We start from the raw sequence: 14746 nt of genomic DNA on the forward strand, positions 1-14746 counted from the left end.
AACGAGAAGTCCATGCCGTCCCTGCACGACGCCACCCGTGGCCGCATTCTCTTCGGAGGCGACTACAACCCCGAGCAGTGGCCCGAGGAGGTGTGGGCCGACGACGCCCGGCTGATGAAGGAGGCGGGGGTCAACTCCGTCACCGTCGGCGTGTTCTCCTGGGCGAAGATCGAACCCCGCCCGGGTGCACGGGAGTTCGGCTGGCTGGACCGGCTGATGGACCTCATGCACGCGCACGGCATCGGTGTCGTCCTCGCCACCCCGACGGCGTCGCCGCCGCCGTGGATGGGCGCACTGCACCCGGAGACCCTGCCGCGCGCCGAGGACGGAACGCTGGTCTCGTACGGCTCGCGCCAGCACTTCTGCCCGAGCTCGCCGGTCTACCGCCGCTACGCCGCCGCGATCACCGAGGACCTCGCGGCACGGTACGCGGACCATCCGGCGCTCACCGTGTGGCACATCAACAACGAGTACTGCACGCACTGCTGGTGCGACGAGACGGCTGCCCACTTCCGCCGCTGGCTGGCCGCCCGCCACCCCGGCCTCGACGCGCTCAACGAGGCGTGGGGAACGGCATTCTGGAGCCAGCGCTACGACAGCTGGTCGGAGATCCTGCCGCCCCGCCGCGCCCAGTACATGAAGAACCCGGCGCAGGTGCTGGACTTCAAGCGGTTCACCTCCGACGCCCTGATGGAGTGCTACGTCGCCGAGCGGGACATCGTCGCCCGGCACACCCCGCACATCCCTGTGACGACCAACTTCATGCCGCTGTGGTCGGGCCAGGACGCCTGGGCCTGGGCGGAGCAGGAGGACGTCGTCTCCGTCGACGTCTATCCGGACCCCCAGGACCCGCAGGGCGGCCAGTACAACGCCATGCTCGCCGACATGACGCGGTCGCAGGCCGCGGGCCCGTGGATGCTGATGGAACAGGCGGCGGGCCCGGTCAACTGGCGCGGGGTCAACCACCCCAAGCCGGCCGGCCTCAACCGGCTCTGGTCGCTTCAGGCGGTGGCGCGGGGCGCGGATGCCGTCTGCTACTTCCAGTGGCGGCAGTCCCGGCAGGGATCGGAGAAGTTCCACTCCGGGATGCTCACCCACGCGGGCGAACAGGGGCGCGTGTTCCGGGAGATCAAGCAGCTCGGCGCCGAACTCGCCCAGCTCGGCGCCGAGGTGAGCGGCACGCCCGTGCCGGCCGAGGTCGCGGTCCTGCACGACTGGGACGCGTGGTGGGCGAGCGCCCAGGAGGGCCGGCCGTCCTCGCTCGTGTCGTACCCGGATGTGGTGCAGGCGTGGCACCGGGGACTGTGGGAGAACGGGACCAGGACGGAGTTCGCCCGCCCCGAGGCCAACCTGACCGCCTACCGCATGGTCGTCGTACCGCAGCTCTACCTGCTCGGCGACGCGGCGATCGACAACCTCGTCTCCTACGTGCGGGGCGGCGGCACCCTCGTCTGCGGGTTCTTCACCGGAATCGCGGACGCCGACGACCGGATCAGGCCGGGCGGCATGGACAGCCGGCTGCGCGAGCTGCTCGGGATCCGCACGGTGCACGAGTGGTGGCCGCTGGACGCGGGCGCGTCGGTCGAGTGCGACGGCTTCAGCGGCAGCCTGTGGTCGGAGGAGCTGGAGCCGGACAGCAGGGCGGAGACGGTCTCCGCCTACCGGGGCGGCGAACTGGACGGACTGCCCGCGGTGCTCCGCAAGGGCACGGCCTGGTACGTGTCCACGCTGCCCGAGCCGGAGGCCCTGCGCGAACTGCTGGGCCGGGTGGCGGCCAAGTCGGGCGCACGCCCCGTGCTGGAGGGGCTGCCGGCGGGGGTGGAGGCGGTGCGCCGCGGCTCCCTGCTCTTCCTGCTCCACCACGGCCGGTCCACGGTGACGGTCATGGTTCCGGGCCGCCACACCGATCTCCTCACGGGTACCGGGACCGACGGCAAGGTGGAACTGGGCCGGTACGGCGTGGCCGTCCTCAGAGACGCCTCCGCATGATCGACGGCACGTGGGAGCCGCGCCCCGCCGCCCGCTGGGAGGACGCCTTCCTCAGCGGAAACGGCCGTCACGGGGCCATGGTGTACGGCGATCCGGCGGACGACCGGGTCATCGTCAACCACCACACCCTGGTCCGGCCGAACGGCAGCGAGGAGGCACGGCCGCCGGAGCTCTCGGACCGGCTGGGCCGCCTCCAGGACGCGCTGCTCGCCGGGGACACCACGGCGGCCGAAGAGTTCGGCGCGGGGCGTCCGCTGGCGTGGGTGCAGCCCTTCCACCCCGCGTTCCAGACCCGCGTCCGCCGGAGCCGGGGACTGCACGAGGCGGTCGCCGGTTACCGGCGCGAGGTCGACTTCACGACGGGCGAGGTCAACGCCTCCTACGAGGCCTGGCGCAGCCGTGTCTTCGTGTCGAGGGCCGACGACGTGATCGTCCAGCACATCACGGACCTCGGACTGACCGCCGACCTCGTCCTGGACCACGGCCTGCCGGGCGCTCCGGCGCACCTGGCGGTCGGCCGCTCGACCGTGCTGACCCCGGACGGCGCCAAGATGGCGTTGCGGGTGGGCTATCCGGGCAGTGACCTCACCTACACGGGGGTCACCGTCGCCACGGTGGACGGCGGCAAGGTGTCCGTCGCGGGCGAAGGCATCCGGGTCGAGGGTGGGCGGAGCCTCACACTGGCGACCCGGGTCCGGCGCGGGGTCGGGCACCCCGACCTCTGCGCCCTGTGGGCGGATCTGCCGCACGAGGCCTACGCCACCCTGCTCGCCCGCCATCAGCCGCTGCACCGCAAGGCGTTCGGGCGCACGACGCTGACGCTGCGGGACGCGGTCCAGGACCGGGATCTGCCCGGCAGCGAGCTGGTCGGCAGGCCGCGGAGCCCGGCGCTCCTGGAGCGCCTCTTCGCGGCGGGCCGCTACCATCTGCTCTCCTCCTCGGGGCTGCTGCCGCCCCGCCTGACCGGGCTGTGGACCGGCGACTGGGACACCGCGTGGTCCGGGGCGTTCACCACGAACGCCAACCTCAACCTCCAGATCTCCTCGGCCGCCGCGGCCGCCCTGCCGGAGGTCACCGAGGCCCATGCCGCCCTGGTACACGGCCAGTTGGCCCACTGGCAGGACAACGCGCGTGCGATCTTCGGCGCCCGCGGCATCGTCGCCCCGTCCCATACGGACGGCGAGTCGGGCCACACCCGGCACTTCCAGCGCGCCTACCCGCTGCACCTGTGGACGGCGGGAGCGGACTGGCTGCTCCAGCCGCTGCTCGAACACGCCGAGGTGACGAGCGGCACGACGGATTCCCGTCTCACCGCCGCGCTCGTCGAAGCGGCACTGTTCTACGAGGACTTCCTCACCCGCGAGGACCCGGACGGCCGCATCGCGATCGTGCCGTCCTACTCCCCGGAGAACCGCCCGGCGAACGCGAGCTGGGGCACCGTCAACGCCACCATGGACATCGCCGCCGCCCGTCACGCCCTGACCACGGCCGCCGACCGCGCCGGTGACCACCCCTCCGCCGACCGCTGGCGGGAGCTCGCGACCCGGCTCCCCGGCTATCTGGTGAACGAGGACGGGGCGCTCGCCGAGTGGGCGTGGCCGGGGCTGGAGGAGACGTACGACCACCGTCACCTCAGCCATCTCTACCCGGTGTGGCCGCTGGACGAGATCAACCCGTACGACACACCGCGACAGGCGGCCGCCGCGCACCGCGCCCTGGAGCTGCGGGGCTCGGAGAACGACTCCGCCCACGGCCATCTCCACCACGCGCTGATCGCGGCACGGCTGCGCGACCCGTCGCGGGTGTCCGCCGCTCTGGACGCGGTACTGGCGGGCGACTTCTTCCACGACTCGCTGATGAGCGCGCACTATCCGGCGCGCAACGTCTACAACGCCGATGCGGCGCATGCGCTGCCGGCCGCCGTCATCGAGGCGCTCGTCCAGTCGGCGCCCGGCCGCCTGGTCCTTCTTCCCGCCGTTCCCGAGACCTGCCCCGCCGGCGAACTCCGCGGCATCCGGACCAGGTTCGGCGCCGGGCTGGACCTCAGCTGGTCCGCCCAGGGTGCGACGGCGGTCCTGCACCCGACCCGCGACGCCCGCGTCGACGTACGCCCGGGACACGGGCTCGTACTCGTCGCGACCGGCACGGACGACCCCGAGGCTCCGCTGGACCTCACGGCCGGCGTGGACCGCGTCCTCACCCTGAGACCGCGGTAGCGATTCCCCCCACCCATGGAAGGGACACCATGGCACGACGACGCACCCTGACCAGGCTCCTCCTGGCCCCCGCGACAGCGGCGGCCGCCCTGATCGGCTTCGCCTCGGCACCGGCTCACGCGGTGATCTGGTCCTCATCGGACCAGTGGGGCAACTACACCACGTCCGACGGCTACATCCTCTACAACAACATCTGGGGCTCCGGAGCGGGCGCGCAGACGGTCTGGGCCAACTCCTCCAGCAACTGGGGTGTCTGGGCCGACCACCCGAACACCGGCGGCATCAAGTCGTACCCCAACGCCAAGAAGATCGTGAACAAGCCGATCACGTCGCTCTCGTCGTTGACGAGCAACTACAACGTCACGGTCCCGTCCTCCGGCGCCTACAACACGTCGTACGACATCTGGGACACGGACTACGACTACGAAGTCATGCTCTGGGTCAACTACAACGGCGCCGTCGGCCCGCTCGGCACCTCGCAGGGCAACGTGAGCCTGGGCGGCCACACCTGGGCCGTCTACAAGGGCGACAATGGCGCCAACCAGGTCTTCTCGTTCCTGCGGACCTCGGACTCCTCCTCCGGCACCGTGAACATCCTGCCGATCCTGAAGTGGATCAAGGACACCAAGGGCTGGTGGGGCAACGAGACCATCGGCGACGTCCAGTTCGGCTACGAGATCACCTCCTCGCAGGGCGGTCTGGACTTCAGGACCAACTCGTTCAAGGTCTCGTCGAGCTGATCCCCGGGGCCCTCACGTACGGGCGGAGCCGGTCCCCGCGGGGACCGGCTCGTCCGGTTCGAAGGGGTTCAGGCCGGAGCTGGACCTGTGCTCGCGCGTACGGTCAGCTCGGGTGCCAGCAGCTCGACCTCGTCCGTGCCGCGGCCCGCGAGCTTGGCCACCACCTGCTCCACCGCCCCGCGCCCCATCTCCTGCGCCGGGATGGCGACGGACGTGAGGCGGACCGAGGCTTGTGTGGCCACCTGTTCGGGGCAGATCGCCACGACGGAGACGTCCTCGGGCACGGCACGGCCCTGCTGCTGGAGGAGGTTGAGCAGCGGCTCGACGGCGGCCTCGTTCTGGACGATGAAGCCGGTCGTGCCCGGCCGCTCGTCGTAGACCCTGGCCAGGGTGCCTGCCATCGCCGCGTACCCTCCCTCGCAGGGCCGGTGCAGGACCCGCACTCCCGTCTCCTGCGCCTTCGCCCGTATCCCGTCCACCGTCCGCTCGGCGAAGCCGGTGTGCCGCTCGTAGACGGCGGCGGCTTCACCGATCACCGCGATCTCACGGTGTCCGAGACCCGCGAGATGCTCCACGCACAGTGCCCCCGTGGCCTCGAAGTCGAGGTCCACGCAGGTGAGTCCGGCGGTGTCGGCGGGCAGGCCGATGAGGACGGCGGTCCGCCCGGACTCCCGCAGCAGCGGGAGCCGCTCGTCGTGGAGTTCGACGTCCATCAGGATCATCGCGTCGGCGAGTGAGCTCCCCGCGATCCGCCGGACCGCGGCGGGGCCCTCCTCCCCGGTGAGGAGGAGGACGTCGTAGCCGTGCGTCCGTGCGGTCGTGGCGACCGCGATGGCGATCTCCATCATCACCGGCACGTACATGTCGGTGCGCAACGGCACCATGAGCGCGATGATGTTGGACCGGCTGCTGGCGAGGGCTCGCGCCCCCGCGTTGGGGTGGTAGCCGAGCTGCTGGATGCTGTGCTCCACCCGCTCGCGGGTGGAGGCGGAGATGGACCGCTTCCCACTGAGGACGTAGCTCACCGTGCTCGCGGAGACTCCGGCGTGCTGGGCGACCTCGGCAAGCGTGACCATTCAGCTCTCCATCACAGATGAGGACCGAAAGGAAACCTGGTGAAGCGCTTCGACAGCGTCCACTTACGGTTCCCTTTACACTCTGACATGCATAGACACCGTGGAGCCTAGACTCGCTCACAGGGACTGTCCAGAGTGGCGTCGAAGCGCTTCGATCGTATGGATCCCCGGCTGCTTCCAGCACACCGTGACTCAGGATGCCGACGGTGTCCACCCGGCCAGCCAGTCGGCGGTCTCCTGGGCCGTGGCCTGGGAATCCGAGAGCTGCGGCCGGTTGCTGCTCGCCGAACCCGCGCCCGGCCCGGTGTTCTTGTACTCGGCGAAGCGGTCGTCCTTCCAGGAGAAGCCGCTCATGTCGGTCCACGGGGCGGATTTGATCGCGGCACCGAGCGTGGTGTTGCGGAAGGTGGCCATCGGGTCGAGGGAGGCGTCGCCGCCCGCGTGCCAGGGCCGGCCGAGGTAGAAGCTCGCCGCGGAGACGTCCCCGTTGACGGTCGAGTTGTTGATCAGGAAGCCCTTGCGGTCCGCGGCGGTACTGGGTGCGGCGATGTAGCCGGCGGAACTGCCGTCCCATCGCTTCTTCAGGGTGATGACGGACTTGTCGATCACCGCGCTGGCCCGCCCGAAGATGAAGTCGACGTTGCCCACGACGTAGGAGTTGGTCATGTAGACACGGCCGAGCGTCGCCTTGGACGAGGTGTCGAGCAGCAGGGTGTCCTGGTCTCCGGTGACGATGACGGAGTCGAGGAAGACCTTGTCCGCGGCGGTGCGCAGGGCGACGGCCTGCAGTCCGCTCATGTTCTGGTTGGCGGCCTCGTCGAAGTCGTTGGAGATCGTGAGGTTGCGGGCCTGGAAGCCGTTCGCCTCGGCTGCGACGGTGGCGCTGCCGCTCGTGCCGTAGGTACCCGACCCGTCGGGTTTCTGCGTGCCGGAGGCGTTGTTGTAGACGATGACGGTGTCACCGCGGCCGGATCCGCTCCCCTGGAGCGTCACGTTCTGCTTGGTGGCGGGGATCTTCACCGTCCCGCGATAGGTACCGGGCTTGATGGAGACGATGACGCGCGCGGTGTTGCCCGCCGGTATCGCGTTCACGGCGGCCTGCACGGTCGTGTACTGACCGGTGCCGTCCTTGGCCACGGTGAGGGTGCTCGCCGCCGCTGCGCCGGACGCCGACCCGTGCGCCTGCACCGACACGACGGCCACGAGCGCCGCCGCTCCCGCCACCAGGGCGCGGCGCTGTCCGGGGGCGACCGTGGTACGTCGTCGATTCGCTGCCATGACCTGGTCCGTTCCGTAGGGAAGAGGTGGGGGTTCCTGGCAGTAGTCGCCACGACGGCCCGAAAGGTTGCCGCTTCACGTAACTTGCGGCGGCACGGGTTCCAGGGGCGGGTGCAGCTTCACGCGCCGCCGCCTCACACCCTGCGGAACCGCAGGTCCCGTTCTTGGACCTGTCCACGGGGTCCCGCGGCCCGCAGCACCACATCGAGCGCACCGGCCGGATCGGCCGCGTACACGTTGCTGAACCAGGCCATGTTGGCCTCGACGACCGCCCACCGCTCGGTGTCCCCGCCGCCGGCACCCCGCATCCGTCCGACGTCGACCACCACGCCGCTGGGCAACGTGGCCCCGTATGCGTCCGCCAGCCGCCCCGCGAAGTCCCGGATCCCGGTCTCCTGCGGGTGCCCTTCCAGCGGTGCGGCGTCCAGTCGGCCGAAGGTGGCGTACTGGGAGCCGGCCCGAATGGCTCCGTCGAGCAGGAAGAGCCTGAACTCCGCCGCCCAGGTCACCACTTCACTGACCTGGACCAGGGGATCGCTCTCGGGCGAGGGCACCTGGAGCGCGCTGCCGTCCGCGTACACGGCGGCAGGGAAGCTCTTGTCGGTGGGCGGTTTCACGAAGACGGGGCCCTTCTCGCGGCGGGCCTCCGACAGCTTGACGCGCTTGATCCTGCGCCCGGTGAAGGCGTACGGCAGAGCGTCCAGCCAGCCCTCGTCCGGTTCCAGGAGTGATGTCCCCAGGGGCCCGGCAACCTCCGCGGCGAAGTGCGGGCCGCCGTAGTAGTGCGCGCGCCCGCTCCCCCGCAGCCGGTCCTGGATTCCGTCGCGGGGCAGGATCACGACCTCCATGCCGCGGTCGTGCGCCGCGTCCGCAAGGAGCCCGGCCGTCGTGGAACGGTGCGGGGCGAACGCCAGGAGAGGGACCATACGACCGCAGCCTAGAGCCTCTCGTGAGAGAGGAACCCAGGGTCCGGGTGGCGGCCCGGACCCTGGGTCCTGTGGGGGGATCACGCAGCGCTCGCGGGGCCTCAGGTTGCCGGAGTGAGCTTCCACTGCTGGCAGTTGTTGTTCAGCCACGACCACTGCCGTACGTCCGTACCGTCGGCGGCCGAGCAGTCGGCCACGTCGGCGACCTTCCCGCTCGCCCGGTTGACGATGCGTACCCAGCCGCCGGCCGCCGTGGTGACGAGGCCGAAGCGCTGGCAGGTGTTGTTCAGCCACGACCACTGGCGCAGGTCGGCGCCGTCGGCCGCGGAGCAGTCCGCCGTGTCGAGCACCTTGCCCGAAGCGACGTTGACCAGACGGCTCGTGTCGTCGCCCTGGTCCTCGATGCGCCATTTCTGCTGTGTACCGCCGTTGCACGTCCACTGCTGGACGTTCGCCCCGTCGGCGGTCGACGAACCGTTCACGTCCAGGCACTTCCCGGTGGCCCTGTTGACCACCGTGTACGCGGTCGGCGTGGCCGCGCTCTCGCCGGAGGGCCCGGCCAGTGTCGTACCGAGTGCGACGGGCGTGCCGAGGTTCGGCGTCCCGTCACTGTTCCACGTGAACTTCTGTGCCCGCGCCGTCCGCCCGTTGTCGCAGCCGTCGGACGCCGAGTCGTTGGCGTGGTAGACGATCCAGCTCTCCGTGCCGTCGGGTGAGGTGAAGAAGCCGTTGTGCCCCGGCCCGTACACCCCGGCGGCGTTGTTGCGCTGGAAGACCGGAGTGGACTTCTTCGTCCAGGAGGAAGCCGAGAGCGGATTGGATCCGGTCAGGGTGAGCTGCCCGAGCTTGTAGTCGGGGGTCCAGCAGCCGCTGGCGGAGTAGACGATGAACGTCTTCCCGCCGCGCTGCAGCACTTCGGCGCCCTCGTTCACCGTGCCGCCCGACTTCTCCCAGTCGTACGTCGGCGTGGAGATCGTCGAGAACGAGCCGCTGAGCGTGTACGGGTTCGACATCGGGGCGATCACCAGGTTCTGCGTACCGCCGCCGCTCGCACTGCCCAGCAGGTACATCGAGCCGTTGAGCGTGAGCACGCTCGGGTCCAGCATCCAGGTGCTGCCGAGCTGGTTCCTGTACGTGTACGGGCCCATCGGGTCCGTACCCGCGCTCTGCAGCACGTGCACCCGCTGCGTGGGGTTGTAGTCGGCGATGTTCTGCCCGGCGACGAAGTAGAGGTACCAGCGGCCGCCCGAGTAGTGCAGTTCGGGTGCCCAGATGTTGCAGCAGCGCGAGGCGGCGTCGCCCTGCCAGACCTGCACGCTCGGCGCGGTCGCGAGCCCGGCGAGGGTCGGCGACTTGCGCATGGTGATGACGTCGGTCCAACTCGTCGCCACCAGGTAGTAGTTGCCGTCGTGGTACGAGATCCAGGGGTCGGCTCCCTTCTGCGCCTTGACGGGATTGGTGTACGGACGCCCCTCGGCGGCCTGCACGGAGGAGGTCTCGGACGGTGCCGCCTGCGTGGAGGCCGGCTGCCCCAGCGCGAGGGCCAGCAGGAGGGCGCTCAGCAGGGTCAGTAGGCGACGGGCCATCCGCTGCTCCAGTTCAGTAGGTTGACGCCGAGCTTCGGGGTGCCGTTGTCCTGGCCGTCGTAGTAGTGGTAGACGAGCAGGTCACCGTCGGAGTCGGCGAGGATCGACTGGCCGCCGGGGCCGATGTACCGGCCGTGGGACTCCATGACCGGGGTGCCGCCGTTGCTGCGCATGTTCACGCCGTTGCGGTCGTAGTAGGGCCCGGTGACGCTCGTCGCCCGGCCCACCTTGATCTTGTAGGTGGAGCTGGTCCCCGCGCAGCAGGTGTCGTACGAGGCGAAGAGGTAGTAGTAGCCGTTGCGCTTCACGATGGAGGGCGCCTCGACCGCCTTGGTACCGGTGGGGCGGGAGGCGAGCGAGCGGCGTGCGGTGTCTCCGGCGTACTGCTTGCCGGTCGACGGGTCGACGCGGATCATCTTGATCCCGGTCCACCAGGAGCCGAAGGACAGCCACCACTTGCCGTCGTCGTCCACGAAGAGGTTGGGGTCGATGGCGTTGTAGTCGCTCGACGAGTTCGAGGTGTAGACGATCCCGTAGTCGCTCCAGCTGCCCGCCTGGCCGGTCGTGGAGGCCGCGAGGCCGATGGCCGACGTGTTCGACCCGAAGGACGAAACGGCGTAGTACATCAGGTACTTGCCGCCGCGGTAGGAGATGTCCGGGGCCCACGGGTCCGACGCGGAGGAGTAGTTCTTCCACCAGCTCGGCTTCGTCGTGAAGGCGTTGCCCGACCGGCCGAAGGCGGTGCGGTCGGTGGAGGTGCGGAGCTGGAGGCCCTCTCCGGTGGAGTAGAGCAGGTACTGGCCGGACGTGCTCCGGATCATGGTGGGGTCGTGGACGACGATGTCGCCCTTGACGACACCGGGGTTGGGGTACGCGGACGCGCTCGTCGGCACGAGCGCCAGCAGGAGTGCGGCGGGCAGGGCGGCGAGGGCCCTTCGCGGAATTCTTGTCGGGATGCGGCTCATCAGGAGACCTTCTTCGGTCGTGTCGGGGTACCCGGCAGTCGTCACCGAGGGCCAGGAGGTTGCCATGCGCATGACATTGATCTGTTCGACGTGCCGAACGACGCTCGTAACTTCGGACGGGCGGCCAGGACGGGACCGTAGAATCGAACGCACCTTGCGTCAACGGATTGAGCGCGCATTCGACGAAAACCCGGACTCTGTCCGGTATCACGAACGGACCGGCCCGCCCGGATCGGGCGGTACCGGCCGAACGCACCTGTTCCTGGAGCTGGTTGGCTACAGCCCGTAGGTGAGGTCCCCGCGACCCGTGTGCTGCGGATCGGGTGCGCTCGTCGCGCACAGCGGACCGCCCTCGGTTCCCACGTTCACGAGGCCGGTCGCCTCACCGCCGAGGCCGACGAAGCGCAGCGCGTGCCAGCGCGGCAGCCAGTACACGCGCCCGCGGTGGCCCGTGAGCAACTCCCGCAGATCGGCGGGAGCGTGCGTCCACACCTCGGGCAGGCCGCCGGGGTGTTCGAAGGCCGCGCGCAGAACCAGCCATCCGTCGTCGCGGACATCGCCCGCGGTCAGCAGGAGTTCCACGGCCTGGCCGGGTTCCTGTACGCACTTCTTGGCGTGGATCCAGTGCACGTGGTGGCCGGGCGCGTAGCGCACGCAGGCGTCGTGGTGAATGAGGTGAGGGAGCATGGCCGTTGTCGCCTTCCGGGGTCCTGGACCCCGGGGGCCTGTCCCCGGTGGTCCGCTGTTCCCCGCACGGTGCCGCGCGGAGCGGGTCGTCACCCGGAGCACCCGCAGCGGAGCGGGGTGCCGTCCAGCGAGCCGGGGCTTTCCACTGGAACTCATGACCCGTCAAAAGCGTAACAGGAGCCGTGAGGGCGTCGGGGTTCGCACACCACCCCCGCGTACGGGCGCGATGCCTCCCGCCCGTACGCGTCCACGCCCTCGCGCAGGTTCTCCTGGTCCGACCCGCCTCAGCCGTGCAGCAGGACGGGGAAGGCCTCCATGTCGTTCTGCGTCATCACCGGCAGCTTGCGGATCTCGTCGTCCGGTATCGCGAGCCTGAGCGCGGGGAAGCGCGCGAAGAGGGCGGGGAGTGCGATGCCGGCCTCCACCCGTGACAGCGCGGCACCGGGGCAGATGTGGGGGCCGTGGCCGAAGGTCATGTGCCGGATCGGTGTCGGACGGGTGATGTCGAAGGAGTCGGCGTCGTCGCCGTGCTGTTCGGCATCGCGTCCGATGACCCGGTAGGAGATGACGACGCCCTCTCCCTCGGCGATCACCTGGTCGCCGACCTGGATGTCCTCGGTGGCGAAACGCATCAGCAGGTGCGTGGTGGGCGTGTCCCAGCGCAGCGTCTCCTCGACGACCGTCTCCCACGAAATCTCCCCGTCCAGCACCATCCGCAGCTGGTCGGGGTGGGCGAGCAGTGCGCGTACGGCGTTGAGGATGAGCCCGATCGTGGTCTCGTGCCCGGCGGCCACCATGGCCTTGAGGTTGCCGACGACCTCCTCCTCGGTGAGGGGCTCGCCTCCCTCGTCGGCCAGGATCAGGGCGCTGGTGAGGTCGTCGGTGGCCCGCGCTGTCTTCTCGCGTACGAGGTCCGTGTAGAAGACGTCCAGTTCACGCAGCAGCGCCAGGCGCTCCTCCTGCGGGGTGAGCATGGAGAAGAAGGCCTTGTACTGCTTCGTCAGCATCGGGAACTGGTCCTCGTCCACCCCCATCAGCAGCCCGACGACCCGCATCGGCAGCGGCTGGGCGAAGACGGCCTTGAGATCGACGACCCCGTCCTTGCCCTGCTCGGCGAGGGCGTCGAGGAGCTCTTCGGTGAACTTCTCGATGGCGGGGCGGACCGCCTCGAGCCGACGCGGGGTGAGCGCCTGGGAGGTCTTCGTCCGCAGCCTCCGGTGCTCGCCGCCGTCGACCGTGAACATGGAGCGACCGGCGTCGATCATTCCGATCAGGGGCCACGCGTGGGTGACCTCACCGCTCCTCCACAGCCCCCAGGCGTCCAGGTCCTTCACCAGCCGCGGTTCGACGAGCAGTTGACGTGCTTCGGCGTGCCGCGTGACGGTCCACGCGGGGACCCCCAACAGCTCGATGCGCGCGAGCGGGCCCGCCTGGCGCAACTGCTCGGTCTCACCGTCGAGGTTCTGGACCATGGGGTCGATGACCACGGTCGCGTGAGGGCAGTTCACAGCAGATCTCCTGTCGTACGTACGGGAGCGAAGCGGACGGGGAGCGCGTTCATCCCGCGCAGGAAGGCGGACGGCCGCCGGACGAGGTCCTTCTCGGCGACGGCGAGTTCGAGATCGGGCAGCCGGTCGAGGAGGACCTCGATCCCGGTACGGGCGATGATCTCGGCAATCTCCTGCGCGGGGAAGGGGCAGCGGTACTCACCATGGCTGAAGGCCAGGTGCGCGCTGTTGCTGCCGTGCCTCGTGGCACCGTCGGACCCCAGGTCCTGGCGTACGAGGGGGTCGGTGTTGGCCGCCCCCAGACCGAGCAGCAGCATGTCCCCGGCACGGATCGTCCGTCCGCCGAGCTGGGTGTCGCGGACCGCCCAGCGGCCGGCGAGGATCTGGGTCGGGCTCTCTTCCCAGAGGACCTCGTTCATGGCGTCGCCGACGCTGCGCCGGCCACCGGCGAGCGAGTCGGCGAACTGGTCCTCGGTGAGCATCAGCCGCAGGGAGTTGCTGATCCAGTCGGCCGTGGTCAGATGGCCGGCGGCGGTGATGGCCATGAGGTCGAGCGCGTACTCCTGATCGGTGAACGGCTCCGGGTTCGCGAGCATCCGGGAGGTGACGTCGTCCCCGGGCGCGGCCCGCTTGACCGCCACGAGCCGCTGCATGTGCTCGGCGAACCGCCCGTACGCCTCCTGCGCGCCGGGCCCCCCGTCGGCCAGGTCCTTCAGGACCCGGGCGATGTCCGCTCCTTCGGCGTCGGGGAAGCCGACGAGCCGGGCGAGGACGAGCAGGGGAAGCGGTTCGGCGAACTCGGCGACGAGGTCGGCCGTGCCCCGGCTGCAGATGTCGTCGATGAGCCGGTCAGCGAGCTGCTCGCAGTGCCCCCGGATCTCGAACGGATCGGCGCTTTCGAGCGCGGGCACCACCATCTCGGCATGCCGCCGGTGTTCGGCCCCCGCGGTGAAGTAGATGGACGGCATCGGACGGCCGACCATGGGGAGCAGTGGCCAGTCCTCGGGAATGTGCTCCCACTGGTTCCACAGCCCGACATCCCTCGGGAACAACTCGCCGTCGCTGGTGACCTGGTGGAGCTCCCGGTATCCGACGACCAGCCAGGCCGGGAAGCCGCCGGGGAGCTCGACCGGCACCACGGGCCCGTACTCGTGCCGCATGGTCCTGTAGAGGGCCTGCGGAGCGGTGTGGAACTCCGGGCCGCTCAGCGGTACGGGGGCGGTGGCGGCGTGCGCGGGGCAGCCACCGCCGGATGCGGGCGCGGCGGACGGAGGAGGGGTCGTCATCGTACGGACTCCTGGGAGACGGCTTCGCGCGTTGCGGCCATACGATCAACGCGGGACCACTATAAGGAGGTTGAGTGAAGCATCGGGCGCCAATCGCGCCGATTTCCGACCTTTAACGATCACGTCATGCCCGGTCTGGTTCGCGAATGATCGAAAACGGACAGATCGCGCTCCGGGGCACCGGCGTGCCGTACGGAGTCAGCCGGCGCGCGCCGAGACCTGCCGCCGCGCCCGGCGGGCAGTTCGGAAGCGGTGATGGCTGGCGGCCGTTGCTGCGGCGCTCGATCACGGGGGGAATCACCGAGGGCGCCCCGGAAACCTGAACGGGCCTTTTCCAAGCTCGGGTTGAGCAGGTCGAGTATGAAGTGAGGGTGGCGACGAGGGCAGGATTCGAACCTACGTCCACCCGGGATCAGAGCCGGGCGCTCCTCCACAGAGCTTCCTCGCCGCCACGTCGATCATGGCCGGGGGGCGCCATTTCGGGCAACC

At 70.0% G+C, this 14746-nt stretch carries 10 protein-coding genes, 1 tRNA gene, 1 pseudogene and 1 riboswitch; of the genes and pseudogenes, 3 read left to right on the forward strand and 9 right to left on the reverse strand.

Annotated features, from left to right (window positions below; translation table 11 throughout):
* Positions 1–12: 12 nt before the first annotated feature.
* Genes OG844_RS15055 through OG844_RS15065 form a run of 3 tightly spaced genes read left to right on the forward strand, consistent with a single transcriptional unit; the run spans position 13 to position 4945 of the window.
* The gene (locus tag OG844_RS15055) at positions 13–1989 is read left to right on the forward strand and encodes a beta-galactosidase (protein WP_406390624.1); all 1977 of its coding nucleotides are present in this window, start codon (positions 13–15) and stop codon (positions 1987–1989) included.
* Positions 1986–4205, forward strand: coding sequence for a glycosyl hydrolase family 95 catalytic domain-containing protein (locus OG844_RS15060; protein ID WP_406390626.1), 2220 nt, complete (start codon positions 1986–1988; stop codon positions 4203–4205). Before OG844_RS15055 ends, OG844_RS15060 begins: the two co-directional genes overlap by 4 nt.
* 29 nt (positions 4206–4234) lie before the next feature.
* Positions 4235–4945, forward strand: a complete 711-nt coding sequence (locus tag OG844_RS15065) for a glycoside hydrolase family 12 protein (RefSeq protein WP_406390628.1) — start codon at positions 4235–4237, stop codon at positions 4943–4945.
* Positions 4946–5013: 68 nt separating this feature from the next.
* On the opposite strand, the gene OG844_RS15070 is transcribed toward OG844_RS15065, so the two are convergent.
* From OG844_RS15070 to OG844_RS15110, 9 genes and pseudogenes are all read right to left on the reverse strand, one after another.
* A complete protein-coding gene (locus tag OG844_RS15070; protein ID WP_406390630.1) occupies positions 5014–6021 on the reverse strand; it encodes a LacI family DNA-binding transcriptional regulator in 1008 nt (335 codons plus the stop codon).
* Positions 6022–6213: 192 nt separating this feature from the next.
* Positions 6214–7185: pseudogene (locus OG844_RS15075) on the reverse strand (pectinesterase family protein); the annotation flags it as partial.
* Positions 7186–7433: 248 nt separating this feature from the next.
* Positions 7434–8225 carry an ATP-grasp domain-containing protein gene (locus OG844_RS15080; RefSeq protein ID WP_406390632.1) on the reverse strand — a complete coding sequence of 264 codons (792 nt, stop codon included), beginning with the start codon at positions 8223–8225 and terminating at the stop codon, positions 7434–7436.
* 101 nt (positions 8226–8326) lie between these two features.
* Positions 8327–9811, reverse strand: a complete 1485-nt coding sequence (locus tag OG844_RS15085) for a family 43 glycosylhydrolase (RefSeq protein ID WP_406390634.1) — start codon at positions 9809–9811, stop codon at positions 8327–8329.
* The gene (locus tag OG844_RS15090; RefSeq protein ID WP_406396141.1) at positions 9793–10776 is read right to left on the reverse strand and encodes an arabinan endo-1,5-alpha-L-arabinosidase; all 984 of its coding nucleotides are present in this window, start codon (positions 10774–10776) and stop codon (positions 9793–9795) included. Before OG844_RS15090 ends, OG844_RS15085 begins: the two co-directional genes overlap by 19 nt.
* 276 nt (positions 10777–11052) lie before the next feature.
* Complete coding sequence (locus OG844_RS15095; protein ID WP_406390636.1) at positions 11053–11463, reverse strand: hypothetical protein; 411 nt, start codon at positions 11461–11463, stop codon at positions 11053–11055.
* A gap of 49 nt (positions 11464–11512) precedes the next feature.
* A riboswitch (SAM riboswitch) is annotated at positions 11513–11623 on the reverse strand.
* 124 nt (positions 11624–11747) lie between these two features.
* Positions 11748–12971 carry a cytochrome P450 gene (locus OG844_RS15100; RefSeq protein WP_406390638.1) on the reverse strand — a complete coding sequence of 408 codons (1224 nt, stop codon included), beginning with the start codon at positions 12969–12971 and terminating at the stop codon, positions 11748–11750.
* On the reverse strand, positions 12968–14257 hold the full coding sequence (locus OG844_RS15105; protein WP_406390639.1) for a cytochrome P450: 1290 nt from the start codon (positions 14255–14257) through the stop codon (positions 12968–12970). The genes OG844_RS15100 and OG844_RS15105 overlap by 4 nt, the downstream gene beginning before the upstream one ends.
* Before the next feature lie 372 nt (positions 14258–14629).
* A tRNA-Gln gene (locus OG844_RS15110) sits at positions 14630–14705 on the reverse strand.
* Positions 14706–14746: the final 41 nt, after the last annotated feature.

It is taken from the genome of Streptomyces sp. NBC_00887 (assembly GCF_045207585.1).

Bases quoted from the DNA above. Each gene is read 5' to 3' on its own strand.
- OG844_RS15055 (WP_406390624.1), top strand. From the start codon at position 13: ATGCCGTCCCTGCACGACGCCACCCGTGGCCGCATTCTCTTCGGAGGC.
- OG844_RS15060 (WP_406390626.1), top strand. From the start codon at position 1,986: ATGATCGACGGCACGTGGGAGCCGCGCCCCGCCGCCCGCTGGGAGGAC.
- OG844_RS15065 (WP_406390628.1), top strand. From the start codon at position 4,235: ATGGCACGACGACGCACCCTGACCAGGCTCCTCCTGGCCCCCGCGACA.
- OG844_RS15070 (WP_406390630.1), bottom strand. From the start codon at position 6,021: ATGGTCACGCTTGCCGAGGTCGCCCAGCACGCCGGAGTCTCCGCGAGC.
- OG844_RS15080 (WP_406390632.1), bottom strand. From the start codon at position 8,225: ATGGTCCCTCTCCTGGCGTTCGCCCCGCACCGTTCCACGACGGCCGGG.
- OG844_RS15085 (WP_406390634.1), bottom strand. From the start codon at position 9,811: ATGGCCCGTCGCCTACTGACCCTGCTGAGCGCCCTCCTGCTGGCCCTC.
- OG844_RS15090 (WP_406396141.1), bottom strand. From the start codon at position 10,776: ATGAGCCGCATCCCGACAAGAATTCCGCGAAGGGCCCTCGCCGCCCTG.
- OG844_RS15095 (WP_406390636.1), bottom strand. From the start codon at position 11,463: ATGCTCCCTCACCTCATTCACCACGACGCCTGCGTGCGCTACGCGCCC.
- OG844_RS15105 (WP_406390639.1), bottom strand. From the start codon at position 14,257: ATGACGACCCCTCCTCCGTCCGCCGCGCCCGCATCCGGCGGTGGCTGC.